The 17604-nt window shown below is 64.8% G+C and carries 15 protein-coding genes; 6 read left to right on the forward strand and 9 right to left on the reverse strand.

Features of this window, described 5'->3' with window-relative positions; genetic code table 11:
* Positions 1 to 86: 86 nt before the first annotated feature.
* Together AAFG13_RS18385 and AAFG13_RS18390 are read left to right on the forward strand one after the other, a co-directional pair.
* Positions 87 to 329 carry a hypothetical protein gene (locus AAFG13_RS18385; RefSeq protein ID WP_342712906.1) on the forward strand — a complete coding sequence of 81 codons (243 nt, stop codon included), beginning with the start codon at positions 87 to 89 and terminating at the stop codon, positions 327 to 329.
* Positions 330 to 454: 125 nt separating this feature from the next.
* Positions 455 to 1417 carry a D-2-hydroxyacid dehydrogenase family protein gene (locus tag AAFG13_RS18390; protein ID WP_342712907.1) on the forward strand — a complete coding sequence of 321 codons (963 nt, stop codon included), beginning with the start codon at positions 455 to 457 and terminating at the stop codon, positions 1415 to 1417.
* Positions 1418 to 1492: 75 nt separating this feature from the next.
* Here the strand turns inward: AAFG13_RS18390 and AAFG13_RS18395 are convergent, their stop codons facing one another.
* Complete coding sequence (locus tag AAFG13_RS18395; protein WP_342712908.1) at positions 1493 to 2728, reverse strand: L,D-transpeptidase family protein; 1236 nt, start codon at positions 2726 to 2728, stop codon at positions 1493 to 1495.
* Positions 2729 to 3057: 329 nt separating this feature from the next.
* Here AAFG13_RS18395 and AAFG13_RS18400 point away from each other — a divergent pair, with 329 nt between their 5' ends.
* Positions 3058 to 3900: a hypothetical protein gene (locus AAFG13_RS18400; protein ID WP_342712909.1), complete on the forward strand. Its 843-nt coding sequence runs from the start codon at positions 3058 to 3060 to the stop codon at positions 3898 to 3900.
* A 66-nt stretch (positions 3901 to 3966) separates the two neighbouring features.
* Here AAFG13_RS18400 and sseA read toward each other — a convergent pair whose 3' ends face one another.
* From sseA to AAFG13_RS18415, 3 genes are all read right to left on the reverse strand, one after another.
* Positions 3967 to 4824, reverse strand: a complete 858-nt coding sequence (sseA, locus tag AAFG13_RS18405) for a 3-mercaptopyruvate sulfurtransferase (RefSeq protein ID WP_212311636.1) — start codon at positions 4822 to 4824, stop codon at positions 3967 to 3969.
* Positions 4825 to 4924: 100 nt separating this feature from the next.
* Positions 4925 to 5338, reverse strand: coding sequence for a rhodanese-like domain-containing protein (locus AAFG13_RS18410; RefSeq protein WP_016847778.1), 414 nt, complete (start codon positions 5336 to 5338; stop codon positions 4925 to 4927).
* A gap of 55 nt (positions 5339 to 5393) precedes the next feature.
* Entirely contained in the window at positions 5394 to 6569 is a 1176-nt protein-coding gene (locus AAFG13_RS18415; RefSeq protein ID WP_166216842.1) for a VWA domain-containing protein, read from the reverse strand.
* A 286-nt stretch (positions 6570 to 6855) separates the two neighbouring features.
* On the opposite strand from AAFG13_RS18415, the gene AAFG13_RS18420 reads away from it, so the two are divergent.
* From AAFG13_RS18420 to AAFG13_RS18430, 3 genes are all read left to right on the forward strand, one after another.
* The gene (locus AAFG13_RS18420) at positions 6856 to 7101 is read left to right on the forward strand and encodes a GlsB/YeaQ/YmgE family stress response membrane protein (RefSeq protein ID WP_342712910.1); all 246 of its coding nucleotides are present in this window, start codon (positions 6856 to 6858) and stop codon (positions 7099 to 7101) included.
* 105 nt (positions 7102 to 7206) lie between these two features.
* Positions 7207 to 8049, forward strand: a complete 843-nt coding sequence (locus AAFG13_RS18425; RefSeq protein WP_092124583.1) for a MoxR family ATPase — start codon at positions 7207 to 7209, stop codon at positions 8047 to 8049.
* Positions 8050 to 8121: 72 nt separating this feature from the next.
* Complete coding sequence (locus tag AAFG13_RS18430; protein ID WP_342712911.1) at positions 8122 to 9624, forward strand: NAD(P)/FAD-dependent oxidoreductase; 1503 nt, start codon at positions 8122 to 8124, stop codon at positions 9622 to 9624.
* A 195-nt stretch (positions 9625 to 9819) separates the two neighbouring features.
* Here AAFG13_RS18430 and AAFG13_RS18435 read toward each other — a convergent pair whose 3' ends face one another.
* The 5 genes from AAFG13_RS18435 to AAFG13_RS18455 all read right to left on the reverse strand — a co-directional run bounded on the left by AAFG13_RS18435 (position 9820) and on the right by AAFG13_RS18455 (position 17287).
* The gene (locus AAFG13_RS18435; protein ID WP_342712912.1) at positions 9820 to 11463 is read right to left on the reverse strand and encodes a GMC family oxidoreductase N-terminal domain-containing protein; all 1644 of its coding nucleotides are present in this window, start codon (positions 11461 to 11463) and stop codon (positions 9820 to 9822) included.
* A gap of 28 nt (positions 11464 to 11491) precedes the next feature.
* Positions 11492 to 12085: a GNAT family protein gene (locus AAFG13_RS18440; protein ID WP_342712913.1), complete on the reverse strand. Its 594-nt coding sequence runs from the start codon at positions 12083 to 12085 to the stop codon at positions 11492 to 11494.
* A 108-nt stretch (positions 12086 to 12193) separates the two neighbouring features.
* Entirely contained in the window at positions 12194 to 13120 is a 927-nt protein-coding gene (locus AAFG13_RS18445) for an SMP-30/gluconolactonase/LRE family protein (protein ID WP_342712915.1), read from the reverse strand.
* Between the two features lie 1229 nt (positions 13121 to 14349).
* Positions 14350 to 15237, reverse strand: a complete 888-nt coding sequence (locus AAFG13_RS18450) for a 4-(cytidine 5'-diphospho)-2-C-methyl-D-erythritol kinase (protein ID WP_212315516.1) — start codon at positions 15235 to 15237, stop codon at positions 14350 to 14352.
* Positions 15238 to 15499: 262 nt separating this feature from the next.
* The gene (locus tag AAFG13_RS18455; protein ID WP_342712916.1) at positions 15500 to 17287 is read right to left on the reverse strand and encodes a tetratricopeptide repeat protein; all 1788 of its coding nucleotides are present in this window, start codon (positions 17285 to 17287) and stop codon (positions 15500 to 15502) included.
* Positions 17288 to 17604 lie beyond the last annotated feature (317 nt).

Raw genomic sequence — 17604 nt, forward strand, 5'->3', positions numbered from 1 at the left:
TTTAATAAATCAGGCCAAAACTCGTTCTCAACGCCGAAAACGGCGATTTTCGCGGCAGAACCGCGACAAACAGTTGAGGCCACGTCATGGCTACCATCATTTCAGCACCTCTTTCGCGCTCCACGACCAAACGCGAGGCGACGCTGTTCGCCGAATTCAGCGCCCTCTGGCGGGCTTTCGTTGCCAAGGCTTTCAATCCCTACCGACCGGAACTGCACTATATGCGCGGCCCGGGTCCGGCCTGCCGTGCCAAGCAGATGGCGCTGTCGCCGGCGGTCCGATCGATGCTCGCCGATATCCGCACCGCGAAGACGCGCAGGCCATCCTGAGCCGTCCGGCAATCGCCGCTTCTTGAAACCGCGGCCGCTTGCGCGCCTGCCGATTGCGCGCGACCATCAGGCGTCCCCGACGGTTGATTGTCCGCCGTCGCCCTCACCCTGAATGGACCTTTCCGATGACGCGGCTCCGCTGTGCAATCCTCGACGACTATTTCGACATCGCGCTTTCGCTGGCCGACTGGCCGGCGATCAAGGACCGCGTCGAGGTCACCGTGTTCGACAAGCCGTTCGCGAGCGGGGCGGAAGCAGCGGAGAGGCTGAAGGATTTCGAGATCGTCTGTGCGATGCGCGAGCGCACGCCGTTCCCGCGCAGCCTGCTCGACGCGTTGCCCAGGCTGAAGCTGCTGATCACGTCGGGCATGCGCAATGCTGCGATCGACATGGAGGCCGCCAAGGAGCGCCAGGTGGTGCTGTGCGGCACCCAATATAGCCGCGATCCCACCGCGCCCCTGACCATGGGCCTGATCCTGGAGCTGACGCGTGGCATCGGCCGCGAGAATGCGCGGATGCACGCCGGCGAGGCGTGGCAGAGCTTTGCCGGCACCGAGATCGAAGGCAAGACGCTCGGTGTCATCGGCCTCGGCAAGCTCGGCAGCAAGGTCGCCGGCATGGCCAAGGCGTTCGGCATGAACGTGATCGCCTGGAGCCCCAACCTGACGCCGGAGAAATGCAAGGAGGCCGGCGTCGGCTACGCCAGCAAGGACGAGTTGTTCGCGACATCAGACATCATCACCATCCATGTCGTGCTGAGCCCGCGCTCACGCGGACTGGTCGGCGCCGCCGATCTTACCCGCATGAAGCCACAGGCCTATCTCGTCAACACCGCGCGCGGGCCGATCGTCGACGAAGACGCCCTGCTTGCGGCGCTGCGCGAGAAGAAGATCGCCGGCGCCGGCATCGACGTGTTCTCGGTCGAGCCGCTGCCATCAGACCACCCGCTCCGCAAGCTCGACAATGTCGTGATCACGCCGCACCTCGGCTATGCGACGCGCGAGAGCTTGCAGACGCACTATCAGCAGATGGTCGCGTGCATCGACGCGTTCACCAAGGGCAGCGAGCCGCCGCGGCGGCTGGCCTGAGATCGGACATCGATCGGCAAATAAAAAAGGCGCGCTGTTCGCGCGCCTTTTTCAGTGACGAGTTTGCCGGTTGGCCTAGCGCACCGTGACCGGCGCGGGCAGCGGCTGGACCGAGGTCGGCTGCGTGCCGGGCAGTGGCGCCGCCTGAGCGGGGGCCATCGGGTTAGGCGGCGGCGCGGCGGAAGCCGTCGTCGTGCCCGGGGCTGCGCCGCCGGGCAGCACAACCACACGGGTGCCGACCTTGGCGCGCTCGAACAGGTCCGAGACGTCCTCGTTCAGCATGCCGATGCAACCCGACGAGACGAACTTGCCGATGGTCGACGGCTGGTTGGTGCCGTGAATACGGTACACGGTCGAGCCGAGATACATCGCGCGGGCGCCGAGCGGGTTGCCGGGTCCGCCGGCCATGAAGCGCGGCAGATAGGGCTGGCGTTCGATCATCTCCGTCGGCGGATGCCAATCCGGCCACTCGGCCTTGCGGGTGATCTTCTGCACCCCGGTCCAGGTGAAGCCGTCGCGGCCGACGCGGACGCCATAACGGATCGCCCGGCCATTGCCCAGGATGTAATAGAGGTAGGTATTCGGCGTATCGACAACGATCGTGCCGGCCGGCTCCTTGGTCGCGAACGCCACTTCCTGGCGCCGCAGATTCGGGGCCAGTTGCGCCGGGCCGTCTTCCGGCTGCTCGTCCGCCGGCAGCGCCGCGATCTGCAGCGGCTTGCCATTGGCATCGACCGGCGCCTGCTGCTGCGGCACCGCTCCGGTCACGCCCTCGGGCGGACGCATACCGCCGCGGTCGTCGCCGTAGGACACGCCGGCGGCCGGAACGCCATTGTCGCGATTGGCTTGCTGCGCGCCCGGACGATCGCCATAGATCACCGGCGGCGGCCCCATCGGCCGGCCATAGCGCGGATCATCGGGCGACATCACCGGACCGGTCGGCGCACCGCGGTCGGAGTAGACCGGCTGGGAATTCATCGGGCGGCCATAGCGCGGATCGTCCGGCGACATCACCGGACCGGACGGCGCACCACGATCGGAATAGACCGGCGCATTCATCGGGCGACCATAGCGCGGGTCATCCGGCGACATCACCGGGCCGGGCGGCGGCAGCGCGGCCGAATTGCGCGGCGCGTCTTCATCGTCGAGCGAGTCGAAATCCGGCATGCTGCCCTGCGAGTAGGGCTGCGGCGCGGCCGAATAGACCGGGCCCTGGGGAGCCGGATAGCTCTGCTGCGCACGCGCAAGCGAGGTTCCCGCCACGCCGAGAGCCGCGGCAGCGCAAATCGTCAGAATGCGGTTGATCATCATTGCTCTATTATAGTCCCCAAGCCACACCGGACTGTTAACGGCCCAATGCAGGAAGATAGCGGCGCATTCAAGACAAATCCGCGAAATCCGGGCCATTTCGGGCTTTTGTGATGTGCCGTCAACGCTGCGGCAAAGATGTCTCATGGGTCGGGAATGTTTGTCCACCTGCCCAAAGTCATCAATCACCCGCATTTTGTAACAAACAGTCTTCGAGGGTTGCGATATCTTCGAATCGGCCTGATTCGTCGCTCGCGACGCCAGCTTTCTTGTGTGGTCACCGCGTTCCCTCGACGTCAAAGAGCCTCCCGCAGAAGGGGGAACCCGCGCCCATGCTCCCCGGCCTTCGATTCTTGTTCGCCGCGATCGTGCTGGCTACCTCGCTTCTAGTGTTCGGGTTAGGGGCAGCCGCGCTGTTTCGCGCGGCGCATGAGGAATTCGCCAGCATTCCGGCCCGCCGGGCCCCGCCCGAGCCGCAATTCGCGCAGCAGCCCGAGGCCCCGCCGGTGCTCGCCATGGTGCGGGTCGAGCCATCAGCCGCAGACAAGGCGGTGGCCGACAGCCCGGTCCCCTCGACACCCTCAGAGCCAGTTGCCGCCTCCGAGCCGGCTGCTCCTGCCGAAGCCTCTCCTCCAGCCGAGCCGGCGAAGCTCGCCGCGGTGAAGGCGGATGATCCGCCGCCCGCCCCGCCGAAGCAGGAAGCCCAGACGGTCGAAACTCCTGCACCAGCGCAGTCCGCTGAAGTCGCTCCGCAACCTCCGGCCGCGGATCCGTCGCCCGCATCGCAGCCCGCGCCGGTTTCCACGGAAGCAGCACCGGCGCCAGCCGAGGCCAAGGTCGCCGCGGTGGCCGATCCGCCTGCCGCACCCAGCGAACCCGCGCCCGCCGCACCGGCACCCGCGATGGCTACGCCGGAGCCCGCACCGCCGCCGTCACCCGAGGCCATCGCAGCCGCGACCAGGATCGCAACGCTGGGTGGACCCGAAGTTGTCGTCGAAGCACCGGCCGTGCCGAAGGCCACTGAAGCGAAGAAGCCGGAGCGCAGTGCGACCAGCAAGCCCGCGCATCGCAAGGAGCGCCGGCGGATCGTCCGCGCGCCGCCGGTTCGGCAGGCCGTTCAGCAGCAGCTTGATCCGTTCGGCCAGCCGATCCTGGCACCGCTCACCCGGCGTTAGACCTTCTTGTTTTGACGCGTTTTCTTCACGCGAACCGGCATCCACTTCGCTCGAAAACGCTTTCGCTCAAGCCGGCCCCGTCGCGATCGGCGGGCCGCTCGCCTGTCCCCATTCCGACCACGAGCCGTCATAGAGCGCGGTGTCCGTGACGCCGAGCCGGTAGAGCGCAAGCGTCAGCACGCCGGCCGAGACGCCGGAGCCGCAGCTCGTGACAACAGGCGCGTCGAGCTTGACACCCGCACCACTGAACGACTTGCGCAGATCGTCGAGCGGCTTCATCTCGCCGGTGGCAGCATCGAACAGTTGGTTGTAGGGCACGTTGCGGGCGCCCGGGATGTGGCCGGCGCGGATGCCCGGCCGCGGCTCCGGCGCGCGGCCCTCGAAGCGCTCGGCGGCGCGCGCATCGATCACCTGCTCGGCACGGCTTTCGACATTGGCGATCATCTGCTCGATGCTGCGCACGCGCTTCGCATCATAGCTCGCCTTGAACATTGCAGGCTTCGGCTTCACCTCGCCGCTCTCGACCGCCCTGCCCTCGGCGCGCCACTTCTTCAGGCCGCCGTTGAGAATGCGCACGTTGCGATGGCCATAGGACAGGAACATCCACCAAGCGCGCGGCGCCGCGACCCAGCCGCCGGAATCATAGATCACGACGGTATCGGCATTGCTGATGCCGAGCGCGCCGATGTCGCGGCCGAACTGCTCGGCGCTCGGAAACATGTGCGGCAGTGGATTGGAATGATCGGACACCGCGTCGACGTCGAAGAACACAGCGCCGGGCAGATGCGCGGCGAGATAGTCGTCCTTCGGCAGCGGCAGCACGCCGGGCAGCTTGAAGGTCGCGTCGAGCACCTTGACGTTGGCGTCGCCGAGATGCGCAGCCAGCCATTCGGTCGAAACGAGCGGATCGTCGGTGGTGGTCATCTTACCTGTCACTCCATCGTCATTGCCGGACTTGATCCGGCAATCCATCTTGCCTCGAAACGATGGACACGCGGGTCAAGCCGGCGTGTGACATCTTGGCTTAGCCCTTCTTCTTCGGCTCCCACGCCTCGATCGGACCGCCGGCCTCGCGCCAGGCGGCGAAGCCGCCGCCCATATGGGCGACCGGCTTCAGGCCCATGTCCTTCGCGGTCTTGGCGGCGAGCGCCGAGCGCAGGCCGCCGGCGCAGTGGAAGATGAACTTCTTGTCTTCCTGGAAGATCGGCTTGGCGTAGGGGCTGTTCGGATCGATCCAGAACTCGAGCATGCCGCGGGTGCAGGAGAATGCGCCGGGGATCTTGCCGTCGCGCTCGATCTCGCGCGGGTCGCGGATGTCGACGATCACGACGTCGTTCTTGCCGATCAGCGTGATCGCATCGGCCGCGCTGATGGTCTCGATCTCGGCATTGGCCTCGTCGATCATCACCTTGATGCCGCGGTGGATGTTCTGGGGCATGGAGCTCTCCCTGGATGTTGTTGGCGCGCCCGTCGGCGCGCGACGCCTTGCGCGTTTACCGCACCAGCTCCCGCATCGCGTGCTCCAGACCCTCGATCGTGATCGGATACATGCGCTCGGAGAACAGGCGGCGGATGATGGTGGTCGATTCCGAATAGTCCCAGTGCTTCTGCGCCACCGGATTGAGCCACACCGCATGCGGATAGGTGCGGGTGATGCGGTCGAGCCAGACCGAGCCGGCCTCTTCGTTGACATGCTCGACCGAGCCGCCGGGCACCATGATTTCGTAAGGCGACATCGAGGCGTCGCCGACGAACACCACCTTGTAGTCGTGCGGGTACTTGTGCAGCACGTCCCAGGTCGGCGTGCGATCGGTGAAGCGCCGCTTGTTCTGCTTCCAGACGCCTTCATAGAGGCAGTTGTGGAAGTAGAAATATTCCATGTGCTTGAATTCGCTCTTGGCGGCCGAGAACAATTCCTCGACCTGCTCGATATGCGAATCCATCGAACCGCCGATATCGAAGAACACCAGCACCTTGACCGCGTTGCGCCGCTCGGGGCGCATGTGCACGTCGAGATAGCCGTGGTTGGCGGTCTCCTTGATCGTGGTGTCGAGATCGAGCTCGTCGGGCGCGCCGGTGCGCGCGAACTTGCGCAGCCGCCGCAGCGCGACCTTGATGTTGCGGATGCCGAGCTCGACATTGCCGTCGAGATCCTTGAACTCGCGCTTGTCCCACACCTTCACGGCGCGGTTGTTGCGGTTCTTTTCCTGCCCGATGCGTACGCCTTCGGGATTGTAGCCGTGGGCGCCGAACGGCGAGGTGCCCGCGGTGCCGATCCACTTGCTGCCGCCCTGGTGACGGCCCTTCTGTTCCTCGAGCCGCTTCTTCAAGGTCTCCATGAGCTTGTCCCAGCCCATGGCCTCGATCTGCTTCTTCTCTTCCTCGGTGAGATATTTCTCGGCGAGCTTCTTCAGCCACTCCTCGGGGATCTCCGCCTTGCCCATGGCGTCGAGCAGGCTCTCGAGCCCCTTGAACACGGTGCCGAACACCCGGTCGAACTTGTCGAGATTGCGCTCGTCCTTCACCAGGGCGGCACGCGACAAATAGTAGAAGTTCTCGACGGTCTGTTCGGCGAGATCGGCGTCAAGCGCTTCCATCAAGGTCAGATATTCCCGTAGCGTCACGGGGACCTGGGCGTCGCGCAGCGATGTGAAGAACTGCAGGAACATACTCACCTAGATCGCCCGCTGGACCGGTGGCGTCAAGGGGCCGAGCCATGCCGAGACCGGCGATCCGCCTTGATTTGGCCCCTGGCGCCATGTCTTGCGGGGGTCCACCCAACGACGCCCCGCCCCGTATCCGTGCGGCGGTCATTCCGCGCGGCGGAAACATGACGGTCGACATTCCATGCGTGCCGCGCCGTTCAGGGTACCGCTGCGCTGCGGAATCCGCCCTAGACCGCCCGGCTTTTTCAATTACAATTGCGCCTGACAAGACATTGGGCAGGACGTTTGAATGGGCATCATTGCGGCACTGGTGATCGGTGCGATTGCCGGCTGGCTCGCTGGGCTGATCGTGCGCGGCGCGGGCTTCGGGCTGATCGGCAACATGGTTGTCGGCATCATCGGCGCGCTGGTGGCGAGCTGGCTGCTGCCGCGCCTCGGCGTCGGCCTCGGCGGCAGCGCGATCCGCGACATCCTCAACGCGACGATCGGCGCTTGCATCGTGCTGGCGATCGTATCGATGATCAGACGAGCGTGATCGAAAAATTTGCATCTCCGACGGCCGCTGCGAGAGCGGTCGTTTCATGTTGAGGCCCAAGGTGAGACCCATGCGGCCAACGAACGAAACAAGGCAACCAGATAGATGAAATTCACGGGTACCAAGGACTACGTCGCCACCGATGACCTCAAGGTCGCCGTCAATGCCGCCATCGTGCTCGAGCGCCCGCTGCTGGTGAAGGGCGAGCCCGGCACCGGCAAGACCGTGCTGGCCGAGGAAGTCGCCAAGGCGATCGACGCGCCGCTTTTGACCTGGCACATCAAGTCGACCACCAAGGCGCAGCAGGGCCTCTATGAATACGACGCGGTGTCGCGGCTGCGCGACAGCCAGCTCGGCGACGCGCGCGTGTCCGACATCAAGAACTACATCAAGCGCGGCAAGCTGTGGGAGGCCTTCACCCACGAGAAGCGTCCGGTGCTCCTGATCGACGAGATCGACAAGGCCGACATCGAATTCCCCAACGACCTCTTGCTCGAACTCGACCGCATGGAGTTCCATGTCTACGAGACCGGTGAGACCATCAAGGCGAAGCTGCGCCCGATCGTGATGATCACGTCGAACAACGAGAAGGAACTGCCGGACGCGTTCCTGCGCCGCTGCTTCTTCCACTACATCAAGTTCCCCGACGCCGACACCATGAACAAGATCGTCGACGTGCACTTCCCCGGCATCAAGAAGCGGCTGGTGGAAGAGGCGCTGCGGATCTTCTTCGAGGTCCGCGAGGTGCCGGGCCTGAAGAAGAAGCCCTCGACCTCGGAGCTGCTCGACTGGCTCAAGCTACTCTTGAACGAGGACATCACGCCCGAGATGCTCAGGGAGCGTGATCCGCGCAAGCTGATCCCGCCGCTGCATGGCGCGCTGCTCAAGAACGAGCAGGACGTGCACCTGTTCGAGCGGCTGGCATTCCTCAGCCGCCGCGAAGTCTAGTTCACGCAAACGCCGGGGCATTCGCTCCGGCGTTTTACTGAACCGCTCCAACCAAGAAGAAGACCAGGGAAGATGAACGTCCAGACCCAAATCCGCGCCGCCGAGCCCGTCACATCAGAGCATTTCGACGTCCTGATCGCGGGCGCCGGCATCTCCGGCGTTGGCGCCGCCTACCACCTCACCACGCAATGCCCGGGCACCAGCTTCGTGGTGCTGGAGACGCAGAAGACGTTCGGCGGCACCTGGTCCACTCACCGCTATCCGGGCATCCGCTCCGACAGCGACCTGCATACGTTCGGCTACCGCTTCAAGCCGTGGACCAGCGCCCCGATCGCCAGTGCGGCCGAGATCCTGAAATACATGGGCGAGGTGATCGACGAGAACGATCTCGCCCGCCACATCCGCTATCGCCACACCATCACCGCGGCGAAGTGGTCGAACGAGACCAATCTCTGGACCATCGACGCGACGCGTATCGACACCGGTGAGCAGCTGCGCTTCACCACCAACTTCTTCTGGATGTGCCAGGGCTACTACCGCCACGACGCGGGCTATACGCCCGAATGGACCGACATGGCGAAGTTCAAGGGCACGGTCGTGCATCCGCAGACCTGGCCCGACCACCTCGACTACAAGGGCAAGCGCGTGGTCGTGATCGGCTCCGGCGCAACGGCTGCGACCCTGATCCCGGCGATGGCCAAGGACGCCGGCCATGTCACCATGCTGCAGCGTTCGCCGACCTATTTCCGCACCGGCCGCAACGCGATCGAGATCGCCGAGGAGTTGCGCCGGCTGCAGGTCGACGAGGCCTGGATCCACGAGATCACCCGCCGCAAGATCCTGTTCGAGCAGGACGCCTTCACCAGGCGGACCTTCGCCGAGCCCGAGGGCGCCAAGAAGGACCTGCTTGCGGCGGTCGAGGCCGTCCTCGGCAAGGACTACGACATCGCCACCCACTTCACGCCGCGCTACCGGCCGTGGCGGCAGCGCATCGCCTTCATTCCGGATGCCGACCTGTTCCACGCCATCAAGGGCGGCAAGGCCTCCGTCGTCACCGACGAGATCGAGCGCTTCACCGAGAAGGGCATCCTGCTCAAGTCCGGCAAGGAGCTCGAGGCCGACATCATCATCACCGCGACCGGCTTCCACCTCTCCGCCAATGGCGGCATCGACTTCGCAATCGACGGCAAGCCGCTCGACTTCAAGGACACCGTGACCTATCGCGGCATGATGTTCACCGGCGTGCCGAACCTCGTCTGGGTGTTCGGCTATTTCCGCGCCAGCTGGACCTTGCGCGTCGACTTGGTCGGCGACTTCGTCTGCCGCATGCTCAAGCACATGAAGGCAACCGGTGTGAAGAAAGTGACGCCGGCGCTGCGCCCCGAAGACCACAACATGCCGCTGCTGCCGTGGATCGATCCGGAGAACTTCAACCCCGGCTACATGATGCGCGGCATGCACCTGTTGCCGAAGCGCGGCGACAAGCCGGAGTGGCAGCACAACCAGGACTACTGGGCCGAGAAGGACGAATTCCCGGCGATCGACCTCGAGGACAAGGCGTTCGTCTACGGCTGAGCTCCTTCTGGTTCGATCATTCAGACGCCGATCCCGTCACCCTGAGGTGCCCGCGAAGCGGGCCTCGAAGGGTGCACGGCCCGGCTGGTGGCCGTCGATCCTTCGAGGCTCGCTCCGCTCGCACCTCAGGATGACGGTGATGGATCGAACGCGCTGATCGACGAGCATCGGCGCGAATATCACCGCGCAATCGCCTCACGCATACTCCGGCAGTTTCGCGGCGGCTTCGGGGGTCTTGCCGCGGATCATGTCGGAGGCCTTGTCGGCGATCATCAAGGTCGAGGCGTTGAGGTTGGCCGATATCATCCGCGGCATGATCGAGGCGTCGATCACGCGCAGGCCCTCCATGCCATGGACCCGAAGCTGGTCGTCGACCACGGCCCAGGACGCATCGGCCGGTCCCATCCGGCAGGTACAGCCGGGATGGAAGGTGGTGGTGCCGCGCTGGGTCGCGGCCGCGAGCAGCTCCTCGTCGCTCGTGACCTTCGGACCCGGAAAGTCCTCATAGGCGAAATACGGCTTGAGCGGCTCGGAGGCGAGCAGCCGGCGCGCCAGCTTCATGCCGGCGACGACGACGCGGCGGTCGATCGCCTCGGCAAGATAGTTGGTCTGGATGATCGGCGGCGCGAACGGATCGGCGGAGCGGATCCGGACATAGCCGCGACTCTCCGGCCGCTGCTGCCATGAGGCCACCGTCATGCCGGGCTCGTCCTCGAGCTGGCCCTGCACGCCTTCCTTGTAGCTCGCCGGCGTGAAGGTGAGCTGCAAATCGGAGCTCTCGGTGGTCTCGCCAGAATGCCAGAAGCAATAGACCATGGTCGGCGACAGCGACAGCAGCCCGCGCCGCGTCGTCGCCCATTTGATCGCCTCGCCCCACAGGCTGAAGCCGCGGCGCAGCTCGTTGATGGTCCGGATGTTCTTGACCCGCGCCACCGAGCGCGGTGCGTAATGATCCTGCAGGCCCTCGCCGACACCCGGCAGCGCGTGGCGCACCTCGATGCCGTGCGACTTCAGCAGGTCGGGCGAACCAACGCCGGAGAGCTGCAACAGCTGCGGCGAGTTATAGGCGCCGCCGGAGAGGATGACCTCCTTGGTGGCGCGGATCTCGAGCGGATCGCCGTGCTTGCCGCCGCGGTTGTAGCGCACGCCGACCGCGCGCTTGCCCTCGAAGATGATACCGGTGACATGCGCATGCGTGCGTACGTCGACATTCGGCCGCTTCCGCGCCGGATGCAGGAACGCGGTCGCAGCGCTGACCCGGCGCCCGTTCAGGATGGTGCGCTGGCAGTACGACACGCCCTCCTGGATCTGGCCATTGTAGTCGGGATTGCGCGGAATCCCGAGGCTGACCGCGCCCGCCATGAAGGCTTCGCAGAGCGGGTCCTGCCAGTCCATCGTGGTGACGGTGAGATTGCCGTCGCGGCCGCGATAGGTATCGTCGCCCTCGCCGATCCGCCGCTCCATGCGCCGGAAGTACGGCAGCACGTCGGGATAGCCCCAGCCGCGATTGCCGAGCTGCGCCCAGGTGTCGAAATCCTGGCGCTGGCCGCGATTGTAGATGTGGCCGTTGATCGACGACGAGCCGCCGAGTGTCTTGCCGCGCGGCGCGTAGATGCTGCGCCCGCCGGTGTAGGGACCCACCTCCTGCTGATAGGCCCAGTTCACGCTCGTCATGTGGAAGGTCTTGATGAAGCCGGCCGGCAGATGGATGTAAGGATGCCAGTCACTCGGCCCCGCCTCGAGCACGCACACCCTGACAGCAGCGTCTTCACTCAACCGGTTGGTCAGCACGCTCCCGGCGGAGCCTGCGCCGATGATCACATAATCGAACGTTTCCATCGTCTCGCTTCTGGCGCCGACCAAAGTGTCAGCGCGGCTTTTCGTTGAGTTGATAGTTGAGATGCGCCTTCACCGTCGGCCATTCGCTGGCGATGATGCTGTAAACCACGGTGTCGCGCAACGTACCGTTGGGCGCGATCTGATGGCTGCGCAGGATGCCGTCCTGCTTGGCACCCAGACGCTCGATACCGCGCCGGCTCTGGTGATTGAAGAAATGCGTGCGGAACTCGACTGCAATGCAATCGAGCTTCTCGAAGGCGTGTTGGAGCAGCAGCAGTTTGCACTGCGTGTTGACCGCGCTGCGCTGCACACGCTTGGCGTACCAGGTCGAGCCGATCTCAACGCGGCGGTTCGGCGTGTCGACATTCATGTAGGTCGACATGCCCGAGATCCGGCCGTCGGCATCGAACACGGTGAACGGCAGCATCGATCCGGCCGCCTGCAGGCCGAGCCGGCGGTCGATCTCCTTGGCCATGTTCTCCGGCTGCGGGATCGAGGTGTACCAGAGTTGAGAGAGATGGCCGTCCTTCACTGCGTCGACGAGACCGTCGCGATGATCATGGGACAACGGTTCGAGCCACGCATGCGCACCGCGAAGGGTGACCGGTTCAAGCCAGGGCATTTTGATTCCTTTCCGTCATTGCGAGGAGCGAAGCGACGAAGCAATCCATTCCCTCCGTGTTCGTGGCGGCATGGATTGCTTCGCTTCGCTCGCAATGACGTTCTTACGTCACTTGTTCAGAAAATTCAGCGGCAATCCCGGCCGCGACCAGTCCATCGCGATCAGTTCGCCCTTGCCGGACAGCGTGATGTACGCGGTCTTCAGGTCGGGGCCGCCGAAGGCGATGTTGGTGGTGACGCGGTCGCCGGTCGGCACCTGCTCGACCACGGTGCCGTCAGGCGCGATCACCGAGATGCAGCCCGAAATCAGCGTCGCGACGCAGACATTGCCCGATGCTTCGACGGCGAGCGAATCGAACATCTGGTAGCCGCCGAGGCCCGCGATCGGCTTGCCGCGCTCGCCGCGATAGATCACGTCGCGCGGCTTGATGGTGCCGGGCTCGGACACCTCATAGGCCCACAGCCGCGCCGTCGGCGTCTCCGCGATGTAGACGGTCTTCTCATCCGGCGACAGGCCGATGCCGTTGGCCGGCAGGATGCCGTGCACGGCCTCGACGATCTCGTTCATGCCGGGCTTCAGATAATAGAATGCACCGACATCCATCTCGCGGGCGCGGCGCTTGCCGAGGTCGGAGAACCACAGGCCGCCGTGCTTGTCGAACACCAGATCGTTCGGCCCGCGCAGCTCATGCTCGCCGCACTTCGTCACCACGGTCTCGACCTTGCCGGATTGCAGATCGACGCGCTGGATCGAACCGCCGAGATAATCCTCCGGCTGCGGACCCGGCATGATCATGTTGCGGGTCGGGATCCAGGAGAAGCCGCCATTGTTGCAGACGTACATCTTGCCGTCCGGGCCGAGTGCCGCGCCGTTCGGGCCGCCCGGCACCTTGGCGACGATCTCCTTGCGCCCGTCGGGATAGATCCGGGTCAGCCGCTGGCCGCGGATTTCGACCAGCACGACCGAACCGTCGGGCATGACGACGGGACCTTCGGGAAACTCGAGATCGGTGGCGAGTACGCGGATATTGGCCATGGCATCCTCCCGGCTCATTGGCTGCAGGCGGATTTTCGAACGGTCCCGCACGCACAACGTTGTTGTTTCATCCTGTTATGGCAAACGGGGTTTGGCTTGCCAAGCAATCAGGGGCGCAACGCTGCCCGGCGTTGAGGTGGGATGATGCCGCAGTAGCGGCGACGTCGTCCCTGCCAACACTATCAAACCCGTCATCCTGAGGAGCCGCGAAGCGGCGTCTCGAAGGATGCACGGCCCCGCTGGTGGCCGTCGACCCTTCGAGACGGCCGCTCCGCGGCCTCCTCAGGGTGACGGTGATGGAGCCCAAGTACACGCTTCTCTCCGTTCGTCGTCCCTGCGAAGCAGGGACCCATAACCACAGGGTTGTGTTGTTGGAGAGGGCAGTGGCCCCAGCGTCGCGCAGCAACTTCCATTTGTGGTTATGAGTCCCGGGTCAAGCCCGGGACGACACTGAATGTGTGGCTCGACTTTTGAGTCATGCTTCCGAATTCTCGCGACATGATCTGCCCGAGCTGTGCTCTTCGTTCCGCCCTCTCCCCTTCAGAGGGCGCAGGGAAAGCCGGGTGCCGATCGCACCCATGGGCCCCGAGCAAAAGGTAGAAAGCTCGGGGGTAGGACCACAGGTGTAACCGGAGCAATCCGGCTTTCCCTGCGCGATGGGTTACGGCTTACTTCGTGCTCTCCCCGGCGAGACTGGGCTTGCTTGTCACCGCCTTCGCAAGACGCGCTGCATCTTGCGAGAGGACACCTGCCGCTAGGGCGTCAGGACCACACGACTTCACCGTCCGCTTCACGCGCACTCGTCAGTTGCACGATCGGCGTCCACCCCATCTCGACCCACGTTCGTGACGACCGCGAAGCGCCCCTCGATCGGGTGACACGCATGTATTGAACATCTGAGTTGGATCAGGCGTCAAGTCAAATTCTGAAAATCGGAACAAATTAGTGAGCGCTGACGGCGCGCAGCTCCGTAGGATGGGTAGAGCGCAGCGAAACCCATCATTGGCGCCACGGTATAAGGCGATGGGTTTCGCTGCGCTCTACCCATCCTACAATCTGAGTTGCCCGTCGGGGCAGTTTGTCGCACCCGCCCGGAACACGGTGCGTAGGGTGGGTTAGCGAAGCGTAACCCACCATTGTCAGCCAAAATGAACGGATCGATCGATGAGAGATCGGTCGGTGGGTTACGCCTACGGCTAACCCACCCGACGAAGTAATTGCGAGCGCCCTCAGCTCAGCGCGCCCGCATGCACCCACCAGCCGGGATGTGCGGCGCGGAGCTTTTCGCCGGCGGCCTGGGCATCGACATCGGTTCCGAACACCGCAAAGCAGGTCGCGCCGGAGCCCGACATGCGCACCAGGCGAACGCCCTTGGTCGCACGCAGCGCGGACAAGACGTCGCTGATGACGGGCTCGATGCGCGCGGCGGGCGCTTCGAGATCGTTGGTGCCGCGCGAAAGCGCCGCGATCCAGTCGTCGACCGCGTGGCCGGCGTCCGGCCAGGACGACGCCTGCATCACGACATCGGTGGCGCCGATCAGGAGCTCGCCATGGCGCAGCCCAAGCGCATTGAAGACATCCTTGGTCGCAACCGGCACGCGCGGATTGACCAGCACGCACGGCATTTTCGGCAGGTCGAGCGGCAGCAGGCCCTCGCCGACGCCGGTCATGTCGCAGGCGCGCGAGGCGACGCATACCGGCACGTCGGCGCCGGTCTGCAGCGCGACCTCCATGATCCTGCTATCGTCGAGCGAGAGCTCGTTGAGCCGCGCCAAAAGCCGCAGTGCAGCCGCGGCATCCGCCGAGCCGCCGCCAATACCGGCCGCGACGGGCAGCACCTTCTCCAGCGTGAAGTGGCCGACCTCGAGGTCCGCGACGCGCTCGCCGAGCAGTCGCGCGGCCTTGAGCACGAGATTATCAGACGTATCGCCGCAGGCATCGGCCAGCGGCCCCAGCATCGAGAGCGACAGCTCGGGCCCCGGCTCGAGCGTGAGACGATCGGCGCAATCGGCAAACGCGACGACGCTCTCCAGGTCGTGAAACCCATCGACGCGCCGCCCGACAACCTTCAGCGTCAGGTTGACCTTGGCACGCCCTTCTTCAATCAGCGCCGGCACGGCGATAAACCCCTAAAAACAAACATTGTGCTGCGATTAGCGTAAATCGCCTCACGATCCTATCCCTTTGTTTGCACGGAAATTCCGCCTCCGCTCGTCATGCCCGGGCTTGACCCGGGCATCCATCAACCGAAAATTCATCTCACGAAGGGGATGGATGGCCGGGTCAAGCCCGGCCATGACGATGTGGAAGCGTCGCTGCCCGGAACAAGCCCAGGCATGACGTCTCGATTGGCAATGCACGCTGGCGGTTATACCGGGATCAACCGCCCTTGCCGTCGTCGTCCTTCTTCTTGTCGGCGGAGGCGGCGTTCGAGGTGTCGTCCGGCAGGCCGTTGTCGATCTTGGCCTGGATCTTCGGCAGCTCTTCCGGCTCGGGCTTGAGGTCGCGGGCATGGGCCCACTGGAACTTGGCTTCCAGCGTGCGGCCGACGCGCCAATAGGCATCGCCGAGATGGTCGTTGATGGTCGGATCTTCCGGCTTCAGGTCGATCGCACGCTCGAGGTTCTTCACCGCCTCGTCGTAATTGCCGATCCGGTAATAGGCCCAGCCGAGGGAGTCGACGATGTAGCCGTCATCAGGGCGCTGATCGACGGCACGCTTGATCATCTTCATGCCTTCGTCGAGGTTGATGCCCTGGTCGATCCAGGAATAGCCGAGATAGTTCAGCACATGCGGCTGCTCGGGCTGCAGCTCGAGCGCCTTGCGCATGTCGGCCTCGGCCTTGTTCCACTGCTTGGAGCGCTCCTCGCAGATGCCGCGATAGTAGTAGGTGACCCAGGCGTTCTTGTCGCCGCCGGCGGCCGGCAGCGCGTCGATCGCCTGCGAATAGGTGGTCGCGCAGTCGGCGAACTTCTTGCGGCCGCGCTCGATATTGCCGAGCGCAAGGATCGCCTCGATATCCTTCGGCTGATCCGCGGTGACTTCCTTGAGGATCTTGATCGCCTCGTCGCTGCGGTCGGCGGCGTCGAGATTGGTCGCGAGCTGGATCTGCGCGTTGCGCTTCAGCGGCGAGGACGCCGGCATCCGCTCATAGACCTTGATTGCCATCTGCGGCTTCTTCACCGATTCATAGAGATCGGCGAGCGACAGCAGGGCCAGCGGATGGTTCGGCTGCAGGTAGAGCGCGAGCTGCAGATAGACCAGCGCGAGGTCCTCGCCGCCGCGGCGGGTCAGCGTCGCGCCGATGCCGTACAGCGCCTCGGCGGCGCCGGCCTGCGGTGAATCGATCAGCGGCGGCAGCTTCTTGCCGGCCTTGGTTTCCTTGATGCCTTCCAGCACCAGCGGATGACGCGGCAGCTTCTTGTCGAACGCCTCGTACATCGCGGTCGCGGCGGCGGCATCCTTGTTGCGCGAGGTCCAGCGCGCATATTCGTCGACCGTGCGCAGCATCGAATCGTCGAGCTTGAACACCTTCTCGAAGCGGGCCCCGGCATCCTTCTCCTTGCCGGACAGCTCGTAGATCATGCCGGCGTGCAGGTCCTTGAAGATCGGATACCATTCGGGGCCGGTCAGCTTGTCGATCGATGCGACCGCACCCTTGCTGTCGCCGGCGCCATAGGCCGCCCAGGCCGACAGCAGCGTCGCCACCAGGTCGGTGATCGGACCGCGCACCGACTGGTTGATGTTGGACTGCGCGGCGGCGTATTTCTTCAGCTTGAGGTCGCGCACGCCGACCACGAGGCGGGCGACGCGGTTGGCCTTGTCCTGGGTCAGGATGCGGTCGGCGAGCTTCACCGCCTCATCAATGTCGCCGTCGGCGAGCGAGGAGATGAAGGCGCGGTCGAGCAGCTCGGAATTCTTCGGATCGGTGCGCAGCGCCGAGCGGTAGAACGCAGCAGCCGAGGCCGCATCGCGCTCGACACTGGCGTGGCGGGCGGCCAGATAGCTGCCGGCGGTGGTCAGCGACTTCAGGTCGGTCTTGCTCGGGAATTGCGCGGCATTGTCGGTCGGATGGTCGGGCGTCTGCGCCGACAGCTGCGCAGGCACGGCAAGCGCCGCGGCAGCAAGAACGGCAATCGTCAGGCGGTTGAAACGGGTGGACAGCATCACGGTCGCCTTGCTCCAGGGGTTTAAGGCCACGAAGGATTTACGGCCAAGATCTTCGCGACAAGATCCTGCGATCAGTCTCAAAATGCGAACCCAAGCGGCGGCATCCCGGCGAGCGACAATGCCGCTTTTGGCGTTTATCCGCAAGGATCGCCCAAAGGTAACCCATGCCGAATCGATTGGCAGATTAGGCCGTTAGGCCTGCCGATCCAGCCAGCCCACCGCAAGACCCTCCCACTATGGCGGTATCGTGACCGGCCCCGGCATATTCGCGTGCGGAAGCAAAAAGCGCCGGATACTGGCGCCGCGGCCCCCTG

Source organism: Bradyrhizobium sp. B124 (assembly GCF_038967635.1).
Taxonomy (GTDB): Bacteria; Pseudomonadota; Alphaproteobacteria; order Rhizobiales; family Xanthobacteraceae; genus Bradyrhizobium.